At 44.9% G+C, this 23593-nt stretch carries 21 protein-coding genes; 5 read left to right on the top strand and 16 right to left on the bottom strand.

The genetic code is table 11. The features are described from left to right. Positions 1–14: 14 nt before the first annotated feature. From C558_RS0117690 to C558_RS0117660, 7 genes are all read right to left on the bottom strand, one after another. The gene (locus C558_RS0117690) at positions 15–1343 is read right to left on the bottom strand and encodes an alpha/beta hydrolase (RefSeq protein ID WP_018757628.1); all 1329 of its coding nucleotides are present in this window, start codon (positions 1341–1343) and stop codon (positions 15–17) included. Positions 1344–1345: 2 nt separating this feature from the next. Then, positions 1346–2689: an alpha/beta hydrolase gene (locus C558_RS0117685; RefSeq protein ID WP_018757627.1), complete on the bottom strand. Its 1344-nt coding sequence runs from the start codon at positions 2687–2689 to the stop codon at positions 1346–1348. 26 nt (positions 2690–2715) lie between these two features. Next, positions 2716–3630, bottom strand: coding sequence for a LacI family DNA-binding transcriptional regulator (locus tag C558_RS0117680; protein ID WP_018757626.1), 915 nt, complete (start codon positions 3628–3630; stop codon positions 2716–2718). 95 nt (positions 3631–3725) lie between these two features. Further along, the gene (locus C558_RS0117675) at positions 3726–4559 is read right to left on the bottom strand and encodes a sugar ABC transporter permease (RefSeq protein ID WP_018757625.1); all 834 of its coding nucleotides are present in this window, start codon (positions 4557–4559) and stop codon (positions 3726–3728) included. Beyond that, positions 4560–5876 carry a sugar ABC transporter permease gene (locus C558_RS0117670; protein ID WP_018757624.1) on the bottom strand — a complete coding sequence of 439 codons (1317 nt, stop codon included), beginning with the start codon at positions 5874–5876 and terminating at the stop codon, positions 4560–4562. Between the two features lie 36 nt (positions 5877–5912). Continuing rightward, positions 5913–7208 carry a sugar ABC transporter substrate-binding protein gene (locus tag C558_RS0117665; RefSeq protein WP_018757623.1) on the bottom strand — a complete coding sequence of 432 codons (1296 nt, stop codon included), beginning with the start codon at positions 7206–7208 and terminating at the stop codon, positions 5913–5915. Positions 7209–7358: 150 nt separating this feature from the next. After that, positions 7359–8966, bottom strand: coding sequence for an S-layer homology domain-containing protein (locus C558_RS0117660; RefSeq protein ID WP_040675333.1), 1608 nt, complete (start codon positions 8964–8966; stop codon positions 7359–7361). Positions 8967–9272: 306 nt separating this feature from the next. On the opposite strand from C558_RS0117660, the gene cysK reads away from it, so the two are divergent. From cysK to qoxD, 5 genes are all read left to right on the top strand, one after another. Continuing rightward, on the top strand, positions 9273–10208 hold the full coding sequence (cysK, locus tag C558_RS0117655) for a cysteine synthase A (protein ID WP_018757621.1): 936 nt from the start codon (positions 9273–9275) through the stop codon (positions 10206–10208). Between the two features lie 661 nt (positions 10209–10869). Next, complete coding sequence (qoxA, locus tag C558_RS0117650) at positions 10870–11832, top strand: cytochrome aa3 quinol oxidase subunit II (protein ID WP_018757620.1); 963 nt, start codon at positions 10870–10872, stop codon at positions 11830–11832. Positions 11833–11861: 29 nt separating this feature from the next. Continuing rightward, positions 11862–13808: a cytochrome aa3 quinol oxidase subunit I gene (gene qoxB / locus C558_RS0117645; RefSeq protein WP_018757619.1), complete on the top strand. Its 1947-nt coding sequence runs from the start codon at positions 11862–11864 to the stop codon at positions 13806–13808. Beyond that, positions 13805–14401 (top strand): cytochrome aa3 quinol oxidase subunit III, encoded by a 597-nt coding sequence (qoxC, locus tag C558_RS0117640; RefSeq protein ID WP_018757618.1) that lies wholly within the window; start codon positions 13805–13807, stop codon positions 14399–14401. The genes qoxB and qoxC overlap by 4 nt, the downstream gene beginning before the upstream one ends. Before the next feature lie 4 nt (positions 14402–14405). Then, positions 14406–14690: a cytochrome aa3 quinol oxidase subunit IV gene (qoxD, locus tag C558_RS0117635; protein ID WP_026263979.1), complete on the top strand. Its 285-nt coding sequence runs from the start codon at positions 14406–14408 to the stop codon at positions 14688–14690. Between the two features lie 359 nt (positions 14691–15049). Here qoxD and C558_RS0117630 read toward each other — a convergent pair whose 3' ends face one another. From C558_RS0117630 to C558_RS0117580, 9 genes are all read right to left on the bottom strand, one after another. After that, the gene (locus tag C558_RS0117630; protein WP_156826170.1) at positions 15050–15754 is read right to left on the bottom strand and encodes a hypothetical protein; all 705 of its coding nucleotides are present in this window, start codon (positions 15752–15754) and stop codon (positions 15050–15052) included. Next, positions 15687–16373: an HD-GYP domain-containing protein gene (locus C558_RS31305; RefSeq protein WP_018757615.1), complete on the bottom strand. Its 687-nt coding sequence runs from the start codon at positions 16371–16373 to the stop codon at positions 15687–15689. Before C558_RS31305 ends, C558_RS0117630 begins: the two co-directional genes overlap by 68 nt. Positions 16374–16623: 250 nt before the next feature. Continuing rightward, the gene (locus C558_RS0117620) at positions 16624–17574 is read right to left on the bottom strand and encodes a tyrosine-type recombinase/integrase (protein WP_018757614.1); all 951 of its coding nucleotides are present in this window, start codon (positions 17572–17574) and stop codon (positions 16624–16626) included. Between the two features lie 236 nt (positions 17575–17810). Then, positions 17811–18734 carry an LCP family glycopolymer transferase gene (locus C558_RS0117615; RefSeq protein WP_018757613.1) on the bottom strand — a complete coding sequence of 308 codons (924 nt, stop codon included), beginning with the start codon at positions 18732–18734 and terminating at the stop codon, positions 17811–17813. Then, a complete protein-coding gene (locus C558_RS0117610) occupies positions 18731–19123 on the bottom strand; it encodes a cupin domain-containing protein (RefSeq protein ID WP_018757612.1) in 393 nt (130 codons plus the stop codon). Before C558_RS0117610 ends, C558_RS0117615 begins: the two co-directional genes overlap by 4 nt. 53 nt (positions 19124–19176) lie before the next feature. Next, positions 19177–19473, bottom strand: coding sequence for a hypothetical protein (locus C558_RS0117605; RefSeq protein WP_018757611.1), 297 nt, complete (start codon positions 19471–19473; stop codon positions 19177–19179). A 242-nt stretch (positions 19474–19715) separates the two neighbouring features. Next, entirely contained in the window at positions 19716–20762 is a 1047-nt protein-coding gene (locus C558_RS0117595; protein WP_018757609.1) for an NAD-dependent epimerase/dehydratase family protein, read from the bottom strand. Positions 20763–20870: 108 nt separating this feature from the next. After that, positions 20871–22709 carry a bifunctional diguanylate cyclase/phosphohydrolase gene (locus C558_RS0117590; protein ID WP_026263976.1) on the bottom strand — a complete coding sequence of 613 codons (1839 nt, stop codon included), beginning with the start codon at positions 22707–22709 and terminating at the stop codon, positions 20871–20873. A 227-nt stretch (positions 22710–22936) separates the two neighbouring features. After that, entirely contained in the window at positions 22937–23578 is a 642-nt protein-coding gene (locus C558_RS0117580; RefSeq protein ID WP_018757606.1) for a DUF5317 domain-containing protein, read from the bottom strand. Positions 23579–23593 lie beyond the last annotated feature (15 nt).

Here is a 23593-nt window from a genome sequence, read left to right as displayed (position 1 = left end):
TTTCTGTTGCTTACCTAAGACCATCGCTCTACATATATTTCGACGGTCCCATTAGCAGCAGCCTTATATTTGTGCTCTACCGGATTCCCATTCCGATCTAACTCGATACGCCCATCCGTTCTTGTCACTTGAAACACAAGCTCCGTGTGCAGAGGAAGACGCAAATGATTCGTATACGTTCCATGACCCGCATCAGCCAATGGGAACCACGCGTAGATCCTAACAACCTCCGGCGTGTTCGGCGGAACGTGAACGATGATGTCCAGCGTTACATGTTCTGGGGTCTCCGGAATAACTCGAATGGTTCTGCTCGCTTGAAGCCCCTGATATTGCACGGTGACCGTAGTTTCTCCTGTAGATTTCGGAAGAAGGGTACCATCCGCCCGAACATCGAGTATTTCAGGATTTAAGACTTGATAATCCGCACGCAACAAGGTCATCTGAAGCCCATTCTCCATCTCGACAATCGGATTGAGTCGGCTCTTCGCACCCACCATGCCCACTTCATCGTGACCGTGTAAAGCAACTGCACGTGTCTTTCCCTTATTGCCATAGAAATGAATGAGCGGTGAAATCAGTCTTGCCGCCCAATCCTTCTCTACATGAGCCGCTTCGGGCGCGTACAGATAGAGCAGTTCGTTGTCTGCTTCATATCCGAGCTCCACCAGCTTCTCGGCCGCTTCGCGCACATGCTTCTCCATAATCAGCAGTCCTTCGCTGCTGCCCAAATCGATCCAGATGCGGGAAATCGGCTGCTTGCTCTGAAAAGAGTGATATTGCGGGAATTCCTCCAATGTCAGCGGATCGACGTAATACAAATACGGTGAAATAATGCCGAGCTTGCTGAAAATATCTGGACGGCGAAGCCCGATATGATATGTGACCTGTCCCCCACGGGAAGAGCCCATCAATGCGGTATGCTCGGCACCTGGTTTTGTACGAAAAATCCTGTCGACATAAGGTTTTACCTCTTCGATGAGGAATTTCTCATACAAGTGGCCCAATGGCCGAATATCAACCTTATCATCCTGATAGCGTATGCCGTCCATATCGTGGGTAAATTCATTCGACCGCTCCATGCCCATATTGGAGATGCCGACAACGATGATTTCTTCCATCTTGTTATCCTGAACCAGCTGATCGATGGTCTCATGGACGTTCCATGAATACCCGTTAAATGCCGGATGAAAAATGTTCTGACCATCATGCATATACAGCACCGGGTACCGTCTACTTGAGTCTTGATCATAACTAGGCGGCAGATAGACTAACAAATCTCTTTGATTATCTAGATAAGACGAATAGAAACCTTCAATTCTAAGCATGCTTGAACGATGCTCCATCTTTATTGCACCTCCCTCGCTGGTACACAATCCACCCAATTCTCCACAACGTAATTCAGGATTAACCCATCCGTGACCGTAAATTTGCGATAAGGGACCTCGTGGCCATAGCGATCCGTCTCGTGCTTACCCAGTCCTCTGGAAATACGGAATTCGAAAGACATATCTCGCGGTACTTCGAACGTGCCTCCGAAGAGACGATTATGAATCATCGGCAATGCAATGCCTGCATATAAGGAATCCGTCTGCGGCGTTGTTGTCGGCACTTTCACGAAGACATTCACAGTAGCGGTCGGGGACAGATGCGGGATAACGCTCAGCTCTAACGAAGCCGTTAAATGCGCATAGTGATAGGTCACCTTTGTCTGCCCTATTTTCTTGGCAAGGAGTCTTCCATCCACCGTCACATCCAGCAGTTCAGGATCAGCCACTTCATAGGTCCCCTGTAAATCGGTCATCATAAAACCACTGTCGAAGTGAACGATCGCATTTAAATTACGCTTAGCCCCCTGCAGCCCAACCGTCTCAGGCCCATGCAATTCCACACGGATCGGCTTACCAATCTCCCCGAAGAAGTAAAGGAGCGGCGCGTGAACTCTAGCTGCCCAATCTTTCTGCGAATGACCGGAGTCTACGGCATAGTAATACATCATGTCCTCACCAGGCTGATAACCCGTGTTGATCAGGACATCCGCCACCTGGCGCACATGCTTCTCCATCACGGTAAAGCCTTCAGCATCGCCGACATCCATCCATATCTTCAAATCCTTCTTCTCCGTGTACACATGGCTTAACCAGCGGTCTTCCATCGTATTCGGGTCAACACTGACAAAGAAAGGACATAACGCGCCGATCATCCCGAATATATCCGATTTTCGAAATCCAATATTGTAGGACACTAATCCTCCAGCTGACGAGCCCATGAGCGCTGTATGCTCTCTACCTGGCAACGTACGGTAGGTTGTATCGATGTAGGGCTTTACTTCTCGAACGAGAAATTCCTCGTATAATTCCCCTTGATTGGTTGTGCCAAAAATATTATGTCCTTGCGGATTCGCATGCATATATTCGGCAATTCTAGCATCTTCAATATGCGAGATCGCGACCACAATGATTTCTCTCATTTTCCCTTCCGCAACCAACTGATCTACGGCCGTATGCACATCCCAGGATTCGCCCTTCTGATCCGCGAAGAAAACATGCTGACCGTCATGCATATATAAGACTGGATACCGCTCTTGATCATTCAGGTTATAGCTTGGCGGCAAATATATGAACACTTCTCTCGTATTATTTAATATCTTCGATTCGAAATCTTTAAGTTGTATGAACCGCGAAACATCCACTCCGCATTCTCCTCACCACATAAGAATCATGATGTGGCGGTCAATAAGAAAAACTTCTCCTCTTTGACATACGCCGCATCATTAATATAACTGTCCATCATATTAACAACTTCCGTGTAGTCATTGAGATTAAATGATATCTTCATCATGTCGTCCGGGAATAACTCCTCGCAATGGGATGTACAGCATGCCACCAGATTCTTATGCGTCTTCCATGCTTCATTCGCCAGGAACTCGTTAATTACGATACCAGGCTTACCCGCAAACTTTGATAAAAAAGCTTGCATCCCATCACGATTCTCATAGACATAAATTCGATCTTCGTCCAATCCCGATTGCTGCTTGATGACCTCTCTTAATTCTGTATTGTTATAGGCATCCATCACGAGAAACTCCGGCGCTTGCCCCAGTACCGTCTGGGCCGCTGCAAAACCTTGCCCGAAGTTCGGCATAATTTTGTGAAACAACGAATCTTCGATATAGCTATCGATGACGAATACCGGAATCCCGAACCCAAATTGATTCGAGATCGCATAGAATTTCTCCCGATCCGCATTAATTAAGAACACGCCATCCAAATTCCGTTCCATAATGACCTTATAGGATAAGGATGCGCTGTCCAATTGCATAAAAATCACATGATATCCGAGATTTCTGCACAGCTCCTCCAGCTTGTAGATCGTCTTGGCATATTTCAAGGCCGATCCAGGGCTTTGCTGGGCGTCCTTGAACAACAGAATACCCATCAGTCCTGTTTTCTTGATCTTTAACGATTGAGCAGAACGGTTCGTCACATACTTCAACTGCTGCGCGACTTTTAGTACTTTGACACGGGTTTCATCCGAGATGGATTGCGTCTTCACATCATTCAGAATGTAAGACACGGTTGCTATGGATACATCTGCTGCTTTCGCAATATCTTTAATCGTAGTTTTTTTCATATGAATCCGACCTCTCACCATGACTTAAACGTTTAAGTTAATTTAAGCATACTGCCTTTTCAAAGTCAATTTTGCAAGTCATGAGAGGGTCAGATTTATCCTTTGTCTGCGCCTGCTGTCATGCCGTGGATTAAATACTTCTGGAAGTACATGTACAAGAGCGTGATCGGCAAAGCCACTAATACCGCGCCAGCAGCGAATACCGTAAAGCTCGAATTGGTCTCATTCGCGACCATGCTGTATAGCCCCTGCGCTAACGTCATTTTCTCCGATGACCGCAATACAATTTGCGGCAGTATGAAGTCCATGAACGGTGTAATGAAGCTATTCAGGGCGACAAAGGTAATCGACGGCAAGGATAAAGGTAGAATAATTCGGAAAAACGCATCTTTATTGCTCGCGCCATCGATAAAAGCAGCTTCCTCTAGACTTCTAGGAATGGTATCAAAATGACCTTTCATCACCCAAGTCCCCATCGAAATCGAACCGCCGACATAGATGAGAATCAGCCCTAGATGCGTATCGAGCAATTTGGTCTGCAGCAGCAGCACAAAGATCGCCATAATCGATAAGAAGCCCGGGAACATCTGCAAAACAAGCAAAGTCATAAGCCCCTGCTGCCGCCCTTTGAAGCGAAATCTGGAGAAAGCATATGCCGTCATCGCAACGAGGATGGTCGATAGAAATGCATTCGCCACAGCAATCTTAAGTGTATTGCCGAACCACAGCATAAAATCGGTATTCCGAATCAACTCAACATAATGCAGCAGCGACGGATTGTCAGGGAACATCTTGCTGACCAATAAGGTATTCCCTGGATTGAGCGAGGTTCCGACAACCCAGATCATCGGATAAATGGTCGTGATCAACAGCACGATAAATACCATATAAATCCCTATGACGACTAAATTGCTTTTTAATTTAGACATTTAGACCCAATCCTCTTCTTGATTTGACTTCATTCGCTTGTAGTTCCATAAAGAGAACCCTGCTATGAGTATAAACATGATGATGGATACAGCGGAAGCCATGTTGAACTGGCTCTGATTCAGCGTCATTTTGAAAATCCACGAAATCAGAATATCCGTACTTCCGGCGTAGAAGTAATCCGGTTGATTCGGGTTACCATCCGTTAGCAAATAAATCAAATTGAAATTATTAAAGTTAAACGCAAATTGCATAATCAATATGGGCGCAGTAGCTAAGAGCACAAGCGGAAGCGTAATTTTGCTAAACTTCTGCCTCCATGATGCACCGTCAACCTCTGCGGCTTCGTACAGATCGCGCGGCATCGTTGTGAGTACGCCCGACATAAGCGCCATGAGAAATGGCGTCGAGAACCACAGATTCACAAGAATAATCGATACTTTTGCCATGGTTGGATCCGAGAGCCAAGGTACTGGCGAAAATCCAAGTTTGACTATCAGATCATTAATCGGACCGAACGACCCATTCAGAAGCACCCGAAATACAAGGATCGAGATAAATTGTGGAACCGCCCATGGCAGGATGAACGCCGTGCGCCAGAACTTCTTGAACTTAACTCTCGGATGATTCACCATCATCGCGAGGATCAGACCACTTAAGAAAACCGAAATGGTAGACACGGTAGCCCAAATGATGTTCCATACCGCAATGCCTACAAAAGTAGATCGCCATGCCTCTTGCGTAAATAAATCGTAGAACGATGCGAAGCCGATCCAATCAACCAATGAACGGTCAGGAATATGATCCGGAGCCGAATAGTTCGTAAATGCAATCAATACATTGAAGACTAATGGCATGACTGTCACGAATAGTACGAAGAAGGTGGCTGGCAGCAAGAGTAAATAAGGAAAGTTCCGAAATTTAGCCCTCTTCAGGGATGCGATAAATCCGAGCACTTGGCCCCCTTCGTCCCGAATCTCGCCATTTTTCTTCGCGTCAACAATATTCATGATGTACACGCCCAAGAACAATAGAATGATCACAACGGTGATAAGTCCATTAATGAGCAAAAAGATCGAATGATCGCCTTGGACTACTTTCCCCTTAATGATTCGTGAAGGCACGTCGCCTAACGTGATCAGGCCGGTTATGCCTTTATACGCAATGGGATAATACGTCCAGAAGAACAGTTGGGCCACGACCATCCATAGGAAGCCCTTCACATATTGCCGATTATAAAGCTGTCCTAACCCGATAAATAGTGCGGAAAAAATAGCAGCTTTGGTCCGATAGCGACGAGCGTCTAGGTTTACATGCATTCTGCAGACCGCCTTAGAAATAATTTAAAAATTCATTTAATGCTTCGTTTTCATTGCCGTTTTGATCTGTTCTACCGCCTTATTGAGGGCTGCCGCAGGGTCTTGATTGTCATTCCAGATCGAAGCAATTGCTGCGCTGGCCGGCTGCCACACATTCCCCATTTCCGGAATGGAAGGCATCGGAGTAGAATACTTCGCTTGCTCTAGGAATGCGAGTGCATTCGGATTCTCCGTCAGAATCGGATCATTCGTTAGATCATTCCGCGGTGGCAGCTGCGTCGTCATTTCGAAACGTAATTTCAAATTCTCCTTGTTCGTTGCAAAGCTAGCGAACAGCTTCGCAGCAGCTGGATACTTCGTATAGGAATTGACATACAATGCTCTGATCCCAGAGAAACTCTTCGGATGTTCGCCATTCGGCAGCAGTGGCAGCGGCGCGACTCCATAATCCAGGTTGTCTTTGGATAGACTGGAAATCAGCCACGGCCCGTTAATGATTGCCGCCGTTTTACCCTCTTGGAAGAAACCCGTGATGATATTGTCATTCATATCATTGACGTTAATCGGAAGAATTTGCTTAAGCGACTGTAGGAATTTCGCCCCTTCGATCGCTTTCACATTGTTCAAACCAATATCGTTCGCGTCTGTACCCTCATTACCGAATACATACCCACCATAGCCCGCTAGGAACGAATAGGATTGATACAACTGTGCGACATCCCACATGAAGGCAAACTTCTTATTGGCGGGATCATTATAGGTCACTGCGAAGTTGATGATATCCTCATAGGTTTGAGGGGCTTTATCCATCAGCTTCTTGTTATAGAATAACGCATACGTATCGATCGCCGTCGGGAAACCATAGAGTACGCCTTGATACTTGACGCCGCTGATGGCACTGGACATAAATTCGTTCGTCATCTTCTCGTCGAACACATCATTCTCCAGTATGAGACCTGCCGTAACGGCATTTCCTAATTGATCATGCGGTGCAGAGAAGACATCGGCTCCGATTCCTGCCGGGCCGTCTGTCGTCAGCTTCTTAACACTGTCTATCGCCGGAACCGCTTCGACTTTTACTTTCACACCGTATTTCTTCTCAAATTCCACTGAGATCGCTTTCAAAAAGTCGAATTCAGGACCTTTCGATTCCCAGACAAGCAATTCTGCGCCTGGTTCAGGCTGCAATCCTTCAGAGCTATTCCTTTGTTGTTGCGCTTCGTTACTCTGCTCTTCCTTCCCAGGTGAGTTCTCTGCCTTGTCGCATGCAGCAAGAAATGAAAAACTGAAAAGAACAGCAATAACTGCAGTCATCATCAACCGTCTTGACATGTATTTGCCCCCTCCATTTGGACCTTAAACGTTTAAGTGCTGAAACGTTTAAGTAACTTCAGTAATATGATAACTTCAATTTCCTCGTTATGTCAACCCATATCAAAATGAAAAAAAGGAGCCTTAGAAGGCCCCTTATTCATCCATGATTTATGGTTGCATTGACGCTCCAGCTTGCAGCATCACAGCCACTTCAGCACGTGTCACCGCACGTGTCGGACGGAACGTTCCGTCTTCATAACCGCTAACGACACCGCGTTGTGCTAAGCTAGCGATCGCAGATGCCGACCAGCGGCTGCTGCTCACATCCTTGAACGATGCAGTGGTCAACGATGTTGGCTTCTGCTGCAGCACCTTAGCCAGCATTACAGCCAGTTCCTCCCGTGTTACAGATTGATTAGGTAGGAATCGACCGTCTTCATAGCCGTTAATCAGTCCGCGCTGCTTCGCAATCTGAATGTCCGCTGCTGCCCAATAGTTCGATGGGACATCCTTGAACAAGGTGGTCTGGCTCCCTGCTTGCAGCTTCGCGCCTGACATTCGTACGAGTACGGATGCCGCTTGTGCGCGCGTTAATGGCGTTTTCGGCTGGAACAGTCGATTCCCCGTCCCTGTCATCCATCCTTTATCCGATACAAATTGTATAGATTCGTCTGCCCAATGGCCGATCGTATCCAAATATGAAGAATTGTTCAGCCAGGTCGAATAATAATCCCACGTGTTGCCGGACTCTTCATTCAGACTCCAGTTGCCCGCGCCTTTAAGATTGTACTTCTGGACAAGACCCAGCTTCGCCTTAATCGATTGCTCATTCTCATACCAGACCGTATAATTGCCTGCTGTGATTCGCTTCCCATGGACCGTTGTTCCCGGATCACCGGCTGGAATCGTGAAGGTCGCTTTCGGCGTTTGACTCGCAGAATCAAAGACAACTTTCCCGTTGTATTTCTCAATGAGACTGGTTACAACCGTGTTCTGAATTCCAAGCCCTTGAATGCTGCCATCCGATTTCCAGTAACGACCGTAGAACGGGATCCCCATCACAATCTTGTCGCTTGGCACATGCTTAAGCGCATACGCAATCGATTTCTGTACAAATGGTAAGCTTGCAACAGGACCAGGATCTCCGCCCTCATAGCTCTCATCATATGTCATGATCATGAGATAATCACTCACCTTCGCGAGCTCGGCATAATCGTAGGACCCATGCCACCCCGTATCCCAACCATCCGGGTTCGCCGCCACAGCGACCGAGACCTCTTTATGGGCAGGAATGGCTGCACGAAGCATCTTCACGAGGGCAGTATAATCATCACGCTGTTTCTCTGTGACATTCTCAATGTCGACATTTACACCGTCTAGGTTATATTTCTCTATCGCCGCAGCAATTTGCTTCGTTAATGCTTCTCGATTATATAGCGCAGCAACGCCCAACTTCCGATCCCAGTGATTGCTCAGGAACGGGACGACCTTCATCCCTTGCTTGTGCATCTCCGCGGCAAACTTCGGATCCACTGCTTCAGTCAACTTCAAGGAACCATTCTCGTTTAAATCAAAATAACTCGGCGATACCATATCCAGACTGCCCTTGGTCTGGTTCACGGCTTGAAGATATTGATCCGGCTTACCAAAATAAATATAAGACATAGCGAATCGATGACTATCCGCTTCCGCTTCCGTCTTCGGTATGCTCGTTAACGTGACTGCAGCAATGGAAAGCCCAATCACCGCACCCTTTATGTATTTTGAAACACTCATCCACACTTCATCTCCTTCACTAGCAAAATTTGATAGATTCGCATAATCATCATGACATTCGTGAATGATATGGGACAATATATAAATAATGGTAATCATGAAGAAAGCCTGTCTCCGCACCGCTAAAATTGTGTTTTGAACGTATTCATGATACGGTTATATAACCGATTAATCTTATAGGAACAAGCATAAGCGACTTCGTCGTCCTCTATAGGACAATAAGCGTTTGAGCTAGAAATATAAGAACAGTTTATTCGTGAAACTTATAAATTCTTATATTTGAACATATCTCTGGAGGGAATTGCATTGCCGAATATCTATAAAAACTTAACGGAACTTATTGGCAATACACCGTTGTTGGAATTGTCCAACTACAATAAAATACACCAACTAGAAGCGTCAATTATTGCAAAGCTCGAATACTTCAACCCTGCGGGTAGTGTCAAAGACCGCATTGGGTTCGCGATGATCAAGGATGCCGAGGAGCGTGGATTGTTAAAACCCGATTCGGTCATTATTGAATCCACGAGTGGGAACACGGGGATCGGACTTGCTTTTGCGGCAGCCGCTCTCGGTTACAGACTCATCATTACTTTGCCAGAGACGTTCAGTATTGAGCGGAGAAAATTGCTCAAAGCGCTTGGCGCAGAACTCGTACTAACCCCTGCTACAGAAGGCATGACCGGAGCTATTCGCAGAGCGGATGAGCTAGCCAAGGAAATCCCCGGCGCATTCATTCCGGAGCAGTTCGATAATCCTGCGAACCCTGCCATTCATCGCAAGACGACGGCGGAGGAAATCTGGCGGGATACGGATGGTCAAGTCGATATCTTTATTGGAGGCGTGGGTACAGGAGGTACGGTTAGCGGTGTAGGCGAAGCGCTCAAAGCCAAGAACCCTGCCATTCAAGTCATCGCTGTTGAGCCCTTTGACTCGGCTGTTCTTTCTGGCGGCAAACGTGGCCTCCATGCGATTCAAGGTCTTGGTGCAGGATTCGTTCCAGGAAACTTCAAGGCAGAAGTGGTTGATGAGATCATTACCGTCAAAAATCACGAAGCGATCAATACCGCACGTATTCTCGCGAAACGTGAAGGCTTGCTCGTCGGCATCTCTTCTGGTGCTGCTGCCTATGCAGCGATGCTCGTCGCTAAACGTCCTGAGAACAAAGGCAAGAACATCGTCGTGGTTCTACCAGATACAGGTGAACGTTACCTATCCACGCCATTATTTGATGAAGAATAATAGATAACCCCACAAAGTGAGGACTTGACTTCAAAGCTGATTCAGGTACTTTGCGGGGGACCCCGACAATGATAAATAGAAGGAGACCATACTGGGCATGTGCCTGGCATGGTCTTTATTTGTTCACATATTGTGAATTTCGTCACAAAAAATTCAAAAATGAAAAACGAAGAAAATCGGAGATTTTAGGCGATATTCCAAATTTCCTTTTATTAGAAAACACCATCCAATGCCAAACAAATCCTGCTGCCGCCTTATTTTGATCACAGATCAGACACGTAATAGTCAAAATTTTAACTTCTTTTTCCTCTCATTTTCGCTTATTTTCTCATGAATACCTCATTTTTTCTGGTCATTACTTCCAAATAACCGTGATTTACCGCTTTCAATTGTGACGAATCTTTGATATTTGTACTTTCTATCACATTTATGAATAAAAATCAAAATCGGCGAATTTGGCGCTTTTCAGTGATATTTAACACATTTTCGGCTTTTAATATGAAATTGTCATCTTTTTTTGTTAGAAATGTACCCATTAAATTCCATTATTGGTTCTCAATAGGGTTTGTTATTAACTGAATATCTTAATAAGATAAAAGAAAATTAAGTTCTCTTGAAATACATCAACATGTGAATTGCATTGTTAAGGAAGGGGTTACTTATGAAAAAGAGAGGACCGCTATTATTATTGTTCATCTCACTCATTATGCTATTAAGTGGGTGTAGTTCGAAACTGCTGGTACTGGATCCAAAAGGGCCGGTAGCGAAGACGCAATCGAGCACGATTATTTTCTCCATGATCATCATGGCTGTCGTACTGCTTGTCGTCTACGTCTTGTACATTTACATGCTAACGAAGTATCGCGCTACGAAAGCTAATGAAGGTTATGAACCGCCTCATATTGAAGGCAGCAAGTGGTTGGAGCTGATCTGGACGATTATCCCGATCATCATCGTCGTGATTCTATCCGTCGTAACGGTTCGTTCGACCAACGCGGTCGAGAATGTACCCGTTGGGTATGAAGATCAGAAACCACTTGTTATTTATGCGTCATCTTCCGATTGGAAATGGCACTTCAGTTATCCGGAAGAAGGCATTGAGACGGTTAACTATGTCAATATTCCTACGAACCGCCCGATCGAATTCCGTCTCTATGCATTCGGACCGATCACAAGCTTCTGGGTTCCACAGCTTGGCGGCCAGAAATATGCGATGAGCGATATGGTGAATAAACTCAATCTTGTCGCTGAACATGAAGGATCATTCTATGGTAGGAACTCGAACTTCTCGGGTAAAGGATTCGCACATATGGAATTCGAAGTATTGGCTCAATCCCCTGCGGATTACACCAAATGGGTTGACGATGTTAAGAAAACAGCTTCGAAATTAACGCCGGAAGAGTTCGATAAATTACTGGCTACACCGGTTGTCGGACGTAAGACATACTCTTCTACGCATCTTGAATTCCGTCCAGCACCTGAAGGTGCAAATGGTGGACATCATCATGGCGGCGGCGATGCAGATGCCAAGAACAACACAGGATCGATGGATCATTCGAACATGGACATGGATGGCATGAACATGGATGATATGGGATCGATGGATCATTCGCAGCACGAATAAGCGATGGGACAGGAAGGAGTATTAACCGTATGAAACTCGATGAATTTTTCGTTACTGGAGAACCGATGATCTACGCCGCTATGGTGAGTATCGTCGTTGCATCTCTAGCAATCCTCATCGGTCTGACCTATTTCAAGAAATGGGGCTACCTTTGGAGAGAATGGTTAACGACCGTCGATCATAAACGAATCGGCGTCATGTATATTATCGCAGCACTCCTCATGTTATTCCGTGGAGGCGTCGATGCCTTACTGATGCGTGCTCAGCTTGCAGTTCCTGAGAATGGACTGCTCGACGCACAGCATTATAATGAAATTTTCACAACGCATGGTGTTGTCATGATCCTATTCATGGCGATGCCATTCATTATCGGACTTATGAACGTCGTTGTTCCACTGCAAATTGGTGCACGTGACGTTGCATTCCCAAGACTAAATGCAGTCAGCTTCTGGCTCTTCTTCGCTGGAGCGATGTTATTCAACATATCCTTCGTCATCGGGGGCTCCCCAGATGCAGGATGGACAGCGTACTTCCCGCTCGCGAGTCTGGAATTCAGTCCGACCGTCGGGAATAACTTCTATTCGATTTCATTACAGATTGCCGGTATCGGTACCCTGCTAACAGGGGTTAACTTTATCGTTACGATTCTTAAAATGCGTGCGCCTGGCATGAAGCTTATGCAAATGCCAATGTTCACATGGTCTATCTTGATCACAAGTGTTATCATCGTGTTCGCATTCCCGGTTCTTACCGTAGCACTTGCACTAATGATGTTCGACCGGATGTTCGGAGGCCAATTCTTCACGATGGCCAATGGCGGGATGGATATGCTCTGGGCGAACTTGTTCTGGGTATGGGGTCATCCAGAGGTTTATATCGTTATTTTGCCAGCCTTCGGTATTTATAGTGAAATTATCGCGACATTCTCCAAAAAGAATTTGTACGGTTATAAATCAATGGTTGCGAGTATGGTTGTCATTTCGTTACTTTCCTTCGTCGTATGGGCGCATCACTTCTATACGATGGGTCATGGTTCGATGGTCAACAGCGTCTTCTCGATTACAACGATGGCCATTGCAGTTCCTACCGGGGTCAAGATATTCAACTGGTTATTCACCTTGCAGAAAGGCCGAATATCCTTCACGACACCTATGCTGTACACGTTAGCGTTCATTCCGATCTTTACAATCGGTGGGGTTACTGGGGTTATGCTTGCTATGGCTTCCGCGGACTATCAGTATCATAATACGATGTTCCTGGTTGCGCATTTCCACTACGTATTGATTCCAGGTACAGTATTTGCCGTTATTGCAGGTTTCCATTACTGGTTCCCGAAAGTTTTCGGATTCCGTCTGAACGAACGTCTTGGTAAACTTGCATTTTGGTTAATTACGATTTTCTTCAACGTGACTTTCCTTCCGCTCTTCTTCTTGGGATTGAACGGAATGTCGCGTCGGATGTACACCTATTCCGAAGGTTCCGGATTCGGGCCGCTAAATATGGTCGCATCGATCGGTGCTGTCGGACTTGCACTTGGCTTCGTTGTTCTATGCTACAACATCTATTGGAGCTTCCGTTATGCACCACGTGAAAATGTAAACGATCCATGGGGTGGCGGTCGTACGCTTGAATGGGCTACACACAGTCCAGTTCCTGAATACAACTTTGCACGTACACCGAACGTTAAAGGTATGGATGCTTACTGGCATTCGAAGAAAGAAAACCAACCACTATTTGAAGGTAAAATTGAACCGATTCATATGCCGAATAACAGCGGCCAACCGTTCATTCTCGGCGTAATCTTCTTCTTCTTAGGTTTCTTCTTGGTCTTCAGCTGGTGGATTCCATCGATCATCGCGGGTATCGCGGTTATCATTATGCTTGCAGCTCGTACATTCGAGCGCGATCATGGTCGACACATCCCTGTCAAAGAGATCATGGAGATAGAGGAGAAACATGGAGGTGAACTCGTATGAAAATAAATCCGAATGTGCCGCTAGAATATGGCACAGAAGAGAACAGCAACCGCATCTTCGGGTTCTGGATATTCCTAGGCGCAGAAATCGCCCTCTTCTCTACGTTGTTCGCCGTCTATTTTACGCTATGGAATCGTTCGGGCAGCGGCCCGACAGCCAGTGAGATTTTCGAATTAAAAGGGGTTCTTGTTGAGACATTCTTACTCTTAACGAGTAGTTTCACTTGTGGACTTGCGATTCATGCAATGCGCCACGGCTTCAAAAAAGCAACACTCGTGTTCTTCGCCATTACCTTACTCATGGGTCTTGGATTCTTGGGCGTCGAAATCACAGAGTTCGTTACGTATGTACATGATGGAGCAACACTATCGACTAGCGCATTCTTATCCAGCTTATTCGTCCTGCTGGGTACGCATGGTCTCCACGTTACGATGGGCTTCCTCTGGGGAGCTGCCATCATGATTCAAATCAAACGTGAAGGCTTCACGCCAGATACAACGAATAAATCGTTTATTTTCTCCTTGTACTGGCATTTCCTTGATGTGGTCTGGATCTTCATCTTCAGCTTTGTCTACTTGAAAGGAATGATGTGATATGATGAAGCAGCTATTCCCGATCAAGCATGTCATGGGGTATATCTTCTCACTTGTCCTTTCGGTCGTCGCGCTGGCGGTTCTGATGGATGGTATCACCTACACCGTAGGACTTGCAATCCTACTTATCTGTGCCATCTTGCAAGCCGGAACGCAACTGTTCCTGTTCATGCACATCAATGAATCGAAGGATACGAAAACGAGCCTTTACCTCAACATTGCTTATGCCCTCTTCGTGGGTCTTGTCACGATCTTCGGTACGTTGTTCACGATGATTTGGGGTTACTAATAAGAAGAAACCGCCAGAGAGAAATCTCTGGCGGTTTCTTTGTTGTGGGGAAAGGCGGGGGATTTCAAATGAATTTGGCCGATTCCACGGTAGACCTCTCTCCAACCGGTTCTTGTTCGCCCATTTCCTTGATTGGATTGGATGGATGAAATGGGCTGCCAAAGACCGGACGTAGACTTTTCCGTGAGTTCTACCCTTCCATCTTAGATTCATTTGAAATAACCTGACCAACCCCACGAACTCCAAAAATCAACCGCCAAGGATTCTCTCTGCGGTTTCTGGTGGCGGGAGGAAAACCGAAAGCGCCGCATCTTGATAGATGGCGGCGCTTTTTCCTACACGAAACCGTGACGGATTAGTTAAACCTTGAAGTGAACATCGACATAGGTAACATCCCGCATCGATTGCAGCCACCCCTGAATATCGTCCACGCGAACGGGATCCACGACGACGTATCGAACCTTGCTGTAGGAGTCCTCTCCTGCCTCATCGCTGGACGGCTCCATATACAACACCTCCCCGACCAAGGAGCCGATCTGATCCAGTATAACCATCGCACAGGCCATCTTCATCATGCATCGGGAAGCGAGACCAACCTGAATCTGAAGCACACGAATTCCTTCATTCTGAATGCGATGGATGATAGCATCCAGGTTGAATGCCTTGCCAGCCTCTGCTGAAATACTGCTTAATATGTCTTGACGCATGTTGGCGTTCTTCTCACTTGTCTCGGCGTAACCTCTTAATTCTCGAAGCAACGGTATAACATCCGCTGTGACGTTATATCCAAGCAGGATCGCATCCTTCAGCATTCGCATTTGATCCATACAGCGAAAAACCAGATTAATAATATCGTGAGTCATGTTCAGCTTCCAATGCCGTACAAGGTTCAACAACCGTTCCATTTCATATCTGAGTTGTTTCATTTGCTCAACTTCTAATAATCGATTGGACTTGTGCGACAAATCTACCTTTTTGATTTCTTGACCTACATAATTAATTTGTGCTGTAGCTTCGTCTAGAAACTCGCTTTGCATCACTGGAAATAAAGTTGAAATTGTCATGTTGTTCCTCCTTCACTCCCATGTCCTTTAGCAGCTCTAGAATATCGATCTCCTTCCTCAATAATTCTTCATCCGGGATTCGTAGACATGCTGCAACGTATTTTTTATCAAATTGACTATTGGTGTTGCGAATTAATTCAGCCTTAGCCTCCTCAAGCGTCATTGCCGGTCGATAAGGCTGATCTGATATCATCCTGTCCAAGGCATCAATGACTGCGCATATCCGTGCAAACGGAGGGATATTATCCCACATTAATCCGGAAGGGTAACCCTCGCCATTCCACCGTTCATGATGATATTTGACGATATCCATAACCGTACGACTACCGAGCTGGAGTAACGATAGTCGTTCTGCCCCAAGGATCGGGTGTTGTCTCATGACATCCCATTCATATGCCGTCAATTGCGTATCCTTCGTCAGAATCTCCGTCGGAATTAGAATTTTACCGATATCATGAAGACAACAACCCATAATCAGCTGACTCGCTTGCGTCTTGGTTAGTTGTAATTGCTTCGCTATACATTTCGCTAAATATCCCACCCGGATACTATGCTCGTACGTGATCTTGTCTTTCTCCAACAAGTCATGCAGCACTTCCGAGATGTGAACGTATCGCAATACCTCACCTTCTTCGCCATGTTATGCATAAGAAATTGAAGACCGCTCGCTCAATTGAGGATCTTCAACATTTTTTAACAATCCATCCCATATTCCTGTCCGCATCCATCCCCTTTACCTCCATTACATGGTAAAATGGTTAGTACGTACAATTTGTGTTGTTCGACATCTTTATACAAATATCGATTTAATTATAGTAAACCTTTCCTATTATTTCAAGTGACTTAAACGAAATAATAGTCTTATTTACCTATAAGATATCTTTTAAGCATTCTTCAACGTAATCGGGAGCTGCTTTCTGAATTTGCTGAACAGTATGTAGATATCTTTGTGTTGTATTGATATGCGTATGCCCAAGGGACTCTTGTACCTGCTGGAGGGTCGCACCGCGTAGAAGGGCTAATGTCGCATTCGTATGTCTGAGCCAGTGGGGGGTTACCACTTTGGTTAGACCGCATTCTATTCGTGCATTTTGAATAATTTTCTCAATATAGCGTACAGAGATAGGGAAGATGCGCGAGTCTTTAGCAGGGGATTTTTGTTCCAGCATCATGAAGTATTGCGAGAGTATCGTCCACAATCGTTTCGGAACTTTCACTTCACGTTCTTTACCGCCTTTGCCGAATACGGTCAACCACATGGTGGTTCCTCCCGGATCGGTATGAAAATCCTCTTTCATAATCGATATGAGCTCAGATACCCGCAACCCTAGTAAGACAAGGGTCAATCCAATCAAATAATTCCTTAAACTCTGCTTCTTAAGCTGGTTGATTAGGTGAACCAATTCCGTTTCAGTGAGATAGTGGTTCTTACTGGTGATTGTTATTTTCGGAATACGAAGACTTGTCGTCGGATTGTTCGCGAAAATGCCAATATTCGGATCATTCCCCCATTTATAGAGCGATCTTAGAGGTGCAATAAGAGCTGCTACCGTTGCGGGAGCTTGCGGCTTATTCCCTTTACTTAAATACCCCTGAATTAACCCGAGTTTATACATCTCAAGTTCTTTCCACGTCGCTTCTTTAAGCGTTTTATTTCCGAGGAAATCCCTGAATTTATTAATGGCGTTCCGATAATTTCGTATCGTGTAGGCCGAATGATGAAACGAAGCTAGAAATATGTTAACGATTTGATCATCCGAATAAGCGTTGTTGTGATCCATTTGTATAATGCTTTGAGATAAGATGGGTTGTGTTTTCAATCTTATGGTCTCCTTTATTATGCGAACAACACAAATTGTACGCACTTCATTAGAACTATACAATTCTATGTCTAATAGGGTCGCAAAATTTTCGTCTCTTGATGTTAATCTATATCTAAAATATGGACACGAACGCATCTAATTATTCCGCGTCATGCTTTAAAGGAAAGTATAAGATACTGTTAAAATAACACAATTTATCCCGCCAAGAAAGACTTGGCGGGTTTGCTGTATCGTCACTGATTTGATTTTAACAGATCATGCAGCCGTTTACGTTCCTTGTCATTCACGAGGTAATAGTAAATGTTACTAATCCGTGTTCCCGTCCCCTGCACCTCGGTTGTATCAATGGTATTAAACGCAGGCAGATAGTTCTTGTACATATACTTCATCTCGTCGAATGAAATGTTCGTCTTCACATTTCGGCCAAGAGCCTTTAATATGCTCGGAATCCGATCGATACTACCCCACTGCATCGCGGTATGCATCAGCTTAAGTAATACCTGACGCTGACGATCATTCCGTCCCTTATCCCCGCGTGGATCATCATACCGCATCCTAGTATAGAGCAGCGCATGCTCCCCGTCCAGCTGCAGAGTCCCTTTATTGAAATGAACCCCTTCCTGATTAAATGCGAACGGGTTCTCGACCTCCACACCACCTACCAAATCGACGAGCTGCACGAAGCCCTCCATGTTAATTTTAACGACATAATCTATCGGCATATCGAGGAACTTCTCTACGGTCGCAAGCGCCATCTCAACGCCTCCAAAGGCATAAGCATGATTCATCTTATCCACTGAATGATGACCTACAATTTCGGTTCTTGTATCACGAGGGAGATTGAACATTAGCATTGATGGCTTATTCGGATTTACAGAAACCACAATAATGGTGTCGGACCGACCTCGGTCATGTTCACGTTCATCCACACCCATGACGAGTACGTTGAAGGGTTCGAGCTTCTCCACAGCTACAGGTTCTGTCTTTGGCTTCACGGTCGTATCTTGGCTCACATATACCGGCTTATTGGCTTTCACAGGGATGTACATTTGCTCCGCCGTCTCTTTGACCGAGCTGTAGACATAATAGGCAACGCCGCCTGCGCCACACAGCAGCAGAAAGACGGTTATCGAGACAATCCATACCCAACGTTTCATTGTAATAAGACCCCTTCATCCATTAGCTCCAATTCGCCCCACCAGACCTTAAGCTGCTCCTCCACTTCATTGAGACCGCCTATTCCCACTTGGACTTCAGCCCACTTCATTTCGGTCACCGCACGAATGCAATGTGGTTTACCGGCCATAATTTGCAAGACATCACCCGCACGTACTTGTCGGCTTTCCCCGTTATGTATGAACTCACCATCGCCATGCGTAACAACCCACACTTTGGATCGCATCGAGTGATTCACATAAGCCAGTTGATAGCTCGGCTCCAGCACATACTTGCTCGACATCACGATATGTCCTGAGGGCTCCTGTCTACAATCCAAAATCCAATATCGTCCACCATCAAAATCATATTCAGCAGTTAAGCGATTCATGCTTTCCATCCTGCACCGTCCCAGTCCCATTCTTCGAATGCCTCTGAAATACTTCAAGCAGACACTACCGATACAATCACTTGTGCCAAAACAACCATCATACCCGTGACCTTAAGCAGCATATATCCTTCTCGCAATACGACGATTGCCATGAGCGTCATCATTCCCCATCCCGCTGCCGAACGCGCCGATTTGGAGTGGACTCTACCTTTCTTGCGCTGAACGATGCGGAATAATCCGTAACTGATGATACTAAGAATCAGAATCCCTAATAGAATTGGATCTATGACATCCTCTACCACCGATCCGGATTGCCAGACCTTGCTGTACAACCATTCGAAGTTCAACATGACTAGATCCTCCTCTACTCTCTCATCTATGAATTTTTGTATATTAAATTTATGATACAATATGTATCCTTGTCAATCAAAAATCTACCAAAAAGATACATTTTGTTTTGTGTCATTTTTCCCCTTAAAAACCTTGCTATTGCTGCATTTCTCGACATCTGTCCGATCAACAAATTGAGACAGATAGTGCTGATCTTCGTCCATGAATCAATAAAAAAAGCCTCCTTACGGAGGCCTAACAATTACTGCTCGTCACGATATAAACGAATCAATTCTACTTCTCTATCAGAGGTTAATCCTGCCTTAAGCGGCTTCCCCTCCTGCAATCGTTGCTGATCCCAATTCCATAAATCTGCAATCGTGGCTTCCAGAGGTCTAAAGGTGAGTCCTGCCTCCAACGCGCATGTTATATCCACCGAACCTGCACCGCGCCAAGGCTCTCCTCCCTCTTCTAGCGGAAAGTTATGCGGTATCCATAACGGCAAATCTCGCCATGGTTGAACCCCATGATCGAGTAAAAATTGCTCCTTCGCCCATATCCATGCCGCATTGCTATTCGTGACGCCTCGGCACGTGTTCAGGAATTGCTCCATCGTTAGCGGTCTCGCGGGACCTGTTGCATTATAAATCCCGGTAATCTGTTGTTCTACGCCATGCAGAATCCAACAAGCAAGATCACGGCCATCAATGAATTGAATCTGCTGCTCCGGGAATTCTGGCGCAAGCACAGCCTCACCTTCACCCACACGTCTTACCCAATAAGTCAATCGATCTGATTCATCATGAGGTCCAACAATCAAACCAGGACGAACATGCAAGACTTGATTCGGCATGATACGCTCCGCTTCCATCTCACACATTCGTTTCAAGTGACCATAGTGCTCTCCTGGTAAAGTAACCGAGGGATCATTTAGAAGCTCTTGTAACTTCTCCTCCGATAGCGTTGGCGTTGTATACGACTCATCAATGCCGACAGGAACCCAATCCTGATACACTGAAATACTGGAGATGAACGTATAGTGTTTGATATTGCCCTTGAGCATATCCAATAGCCCTGTAACATCACCCGGGAGATAGGCGCATGTATCCACAACCGCATCCCAAGATCGATTACGCAGCAGTGATAGATCCTGTTGTCGATCTCCAATCAGCTGTTCTACAGGCTGTCCTTCAAAAATTCCATTATGTTGCCCTCGATTAAATACCGTTACCTGATAGCCTTTACGCAGCGCCTCTTCGACGACAAATCTGCCAAGAAACCGTGATCCACCGATGACAAGAATGTTCATTTCCTGTCCCTCCCTTAATATGGTGATAGGTCATAGACTTCCATCATTCTGATTATACGAAGAAGACCTCATATCACACAAATAAAAAATGCCGACTCCTAATCATGATTAGGAAGTCAGCACTCGAGAAGTGTCGATGGTATATTTCTTTTCAATATAAGCGATAAAATACCCAGCAAGCTCCGGATCAAACTGACTGCCTGTACATCGTCTGATCTCATTCAACGCTTCCTCATACGATTTCGTTGCTTGATAAGGCCGCTCTGTCGTCATCGCATCAAAGGAATCGATGATACAGAGCATTCGAGCAAGCCGTGGGATCTCATTTTCTTTTAAGCCATGTGGGTAACCCTTGCCGTCGTAACGTTCGTGATGCAACTCAATAAGTGGAATAAGCTCCTTATATTTGCCCGTCGCTAGCACAATTTCTTTGCCCCATAGAACATGCTTCTTGACCATTTCCCATTCATCCGGAGTCAGCTTCGTCTTCTTATTCAGCACATCTCGTGGAATCTCTAATTTGCCGATATCATGAATCAACGCGCCTAAAATCAGTGTTCGACGATCTTCTTCATTCAGCTGCAAGACTTCTGCCATATCCACCGCATAGGAGTAGACACGTTTTGAGTGTTTGTAGGTGTAGATGTCTTTGGATAGGAAGATCTTGACCTGCTGTTCGAGCTCGTGAATGTCGTATTCCAAACGCTGTGGAGGCGCATCCTGTTCTCCATAGATTGATACCATATTCTTTCCCTTAGATTTCGCCAGATACAAGGCACGATCCGCTGCATCGACTAATTGCGACTTATCATAATGGTCCTTATTAATTTCAAGTAAACCTGCCGAAAAGGATATACAGCCATGCGGGAACACATCTACACCATCGTAAGGCGTATGGTTCACGAGCTTTCTTAAGCCATTTATAAATCCCTTTGCTTGATCCAACGTATAATCTGGCATAATAATCGCGAACTCTTCGCCGCCGTATCGCGCCGCTAAGAATTGATGGGGCTCGCACTCCTTCTTTACGAGATTACCAAAAAAACTTAGCAACTTGTCTCCCTCAGGGTGCCCATAAGCATCATTGTATTTTTTGAAATCATCTAGGTCGAGCATGGCAAGTGAAAAAGTACGCTCTTGTGATCGATATTGCTTAATATATTCATCCAGCTTCTCTTCGAAGTAGCTATGGTTATAAAGTCCTGTTCGCTGGTCAATGTTCGCTTTTTCGGTTACTTGGTTGTAGATCAAATATAATTTTTTGAAGGAAAAGGATAACAAAAGAGTGATTGCTGAGATCAATAACAATCCAAAAAACCCGTTTTTCTCCAGTAGCATCACTAAAACAAGTGACAACAACATGGTGCTAACATATGCAAATATCGCATCTTTTACAAAACCAACTACGATATCATGAAGCTTAACTTTGGACACAATAAAAAAATAACAACTCATGAAGATAACATTAATTAATGAATACATAGATAGTGACGCTATATATGCAAACAGATGATTCAATTCAAATATTCCTGTATGGCCTCCTGAAAAATGAAAGAAAGCTTCAGCACCAAGCAACATCATCGTATAAGCACTGAAATTCAATAAATGTTTCCAAAGTGTCGTTGTATTCTTATCTATAAATACAAGAACAATAGAACTAATAAATAAGACTGAAAGTGCATATCCTCCACCATATACAAAAAGAACTGCCATCAGTACAGCGGAATCCATAGATTCATAGTTCCCTTCAGGAGGAACTCGAAACATAAAACATTGAAGCAATAATACTGATGCAATAAATGCGTAAAACATCACCCAGTCTGATGGTGATTTAGAAAACAGAGTTTTATCAAAATTCCAGACAAAGAGTGCGAAACCTACTAGGGAAACCAACAACGCATAAATAAACCCAGGTTGTCTTAATTGTAGTTTAAAATTATGTAACAAAGATTCTCCCTACCTTCTCTCTCTTAGTCTCTTCAAACAAAAAGGAAGCAGGCAATCCTACCTCCTTTCCGTCTTAATATTAATCTCCTACTCTAAAGCCCGATGTTAATGCAATAACAACCGATGCTACAATCACAACATTTAGCAAAATGCCCGCAACGTTGATGCCTTTAATTTTTTTCATCGTATGTATCCCCTTTCACATTAGTCTAGTATAAAATTAATAGTCATTGTGTCTCGACTAAAGAAGTACGAATTTTCTCCTCCAGCATAATCTTCTGAAGGTAGATAAACATCCCAAAATTCATAATAACATCTCCCACACTGATCGCCTGCGTTCTGGGGTAGGGTGATGATAAAGGTATAATATCACCAAGGAATGGTAAACTGGTTGAACTATCCATCAGAAAATGCTTCGTTACAGCCGTACCACTTTGAAGCATCTGTAGATATATCGGTTCTAGTACTGAGGCCGCTTCTAAGGAAACCGGCATACGCCCATTGTTCACGATCATAACGACGAAATTCAAGGCTACACCAGCAAAAATAAACCCGAAACCTTTCTCATGTCGATTAAGCCACAATAGATAGAGGCCTGTTATGTAAACAACAATATAGAAATATCCACTAATATCAGCAAAAAACTGAACTTTCTCTTGTATGTAAAACATAGCAAATTGAAGAATCAGTAGGACTGGAAAGATTAGTCCGCCTTTTATTCGAACATTCGAGATTGCGATGAGACCGTTTAGAAAACCTGCTCTTATAAACCCAACAATTAACCCGATTAAAATCCCATCGTAAACCATCTCATAGATCCCCTTTATATTACTAAAAATGACAATAGTCTTACCATCATTTACCGCCATTATAAGACTTCCAGC

It is taken from the genome of Paenibacillus terrigena DSM 21567 (assembly GCF_000374845.1).
Taxonomy (GTDB): Bacteria; Bacillota; Bacilli; order Paenibacillales; family Paenibacillaceae; genus Paenibacillus_K; species Paenibacillus_K terrigena.
This window is presented reverse-complemented; position numbering and strand designations above follow the sequence as displayed.

Bases quoted from the DNA above. Each gene is read 5' to 3' on its own strand.
- C558_RS0117690 (WP_018757628.1), bottom strand. From the start codon at position 1,343: ATGGAGCATCGTTCAAGCATGCTTAGAATTGAAGGTTTCTATTCGTCT.
- C558_RS0117680 (WP_018757626.1), bottom strand. From the start codon at position 3,630: ATGAAAAAAACTACGATTAAAGATATTGCGAAAGCAGCAGATGTATCC.
- C558_RS0117675 (WP_018757625.1), bottom strand. From the start codon at position 4,559: ATGTCTAAATTAAAAAGCAATTTAGTCGTCATAGGGATTTATATGGTA.
- C558_RS0117670 (WP_018757624.1), bottom strand. From the start codon at position 5,876: ATGCATGTAAACCTAGACGCTCGTCGCTATCGGACCAAAGCTGCTATT.
- C558_RS0117665 (WP_018757623.1), bottom strand. From the start codon at position 7,208: ATGTCAAGACGGTTGATGATGACTGCAGTTATTGCTGTTCTTTTCAGT.
- C558_RS0117660 (WP_040675333.1), bottom strand. From the start codon at position 8,966: ATGAGTGTTTCAAAATACATAAAGGGTGCGGTGATTGGGCTTTCCATT.
- qoxA (WP_018757620.1), top strand. From the start codon at position 10,870: ATGAAAAAGAGAGGACCGCTATTATTATTGTTCATCTCACTCATTATG.
- qoxB (WP_018757619.1), top strand. From the start codon at position 11,862: ATGAAACTCGATGAATTTTTCGTTACTGGAGAACCGATGATCTACGCC.
- qoxC (WP_018757618.1), top strand. From the start codon at position 13,805: ATGAAAATAAATCCGAATGTGCCGCTAGAATATGGCACAGAAGAGAAC.
- qoxD (WP_026263979.1), top strand. From the start codon at position 14,406: ATGAAGCAGCTATTCCCGATCAAGCATGTCATGGGGTATATCTTCTCA.
- C558_RS0117630 (WP_156826170.1), bottom strand. From the start codon at position 15,754: ATGACAATTTCAACTTTATTTCCAGTGATGCAAAGCGAGTTTCTAGAC.
- C558_RS0117615 (WP_018757613.1), bottom strand. From the start codon at position 18,734: ATGAAACGTTGGGTATGGATTGTCTCGATAACCGTCTTTCTGCTGCTG.
- C558_RS0117610 (WP_018757612.1), bottom strand. From the start codon at position 19,123: ATGAATCGCTTAACTGCTGAATATGATTTTGATGGTGGACGATATTGG.
- C558_RS0117605 (WP_018757611.1), bottom strand. From the start codon at position 19,473: ATGTTGAACTTCGAATGGTTGTACAGCAAGGTCTGGCAATCCGGATCG.
- C558_RS0117595 (WP_018757609.1), bottom strand. From the start codon at position 20,762: ATGAACATTCTTGTCATCGGTGGATCACGGTTTCTTGGCAGATTTGTC.
- C558_RS0117580 (WP_018757606.1), bottom strand. From the start codon at position 23,578: ATGGCGGTAAATGATGGTAAGACTATTGTCATTTTTAGTAATATAAAG.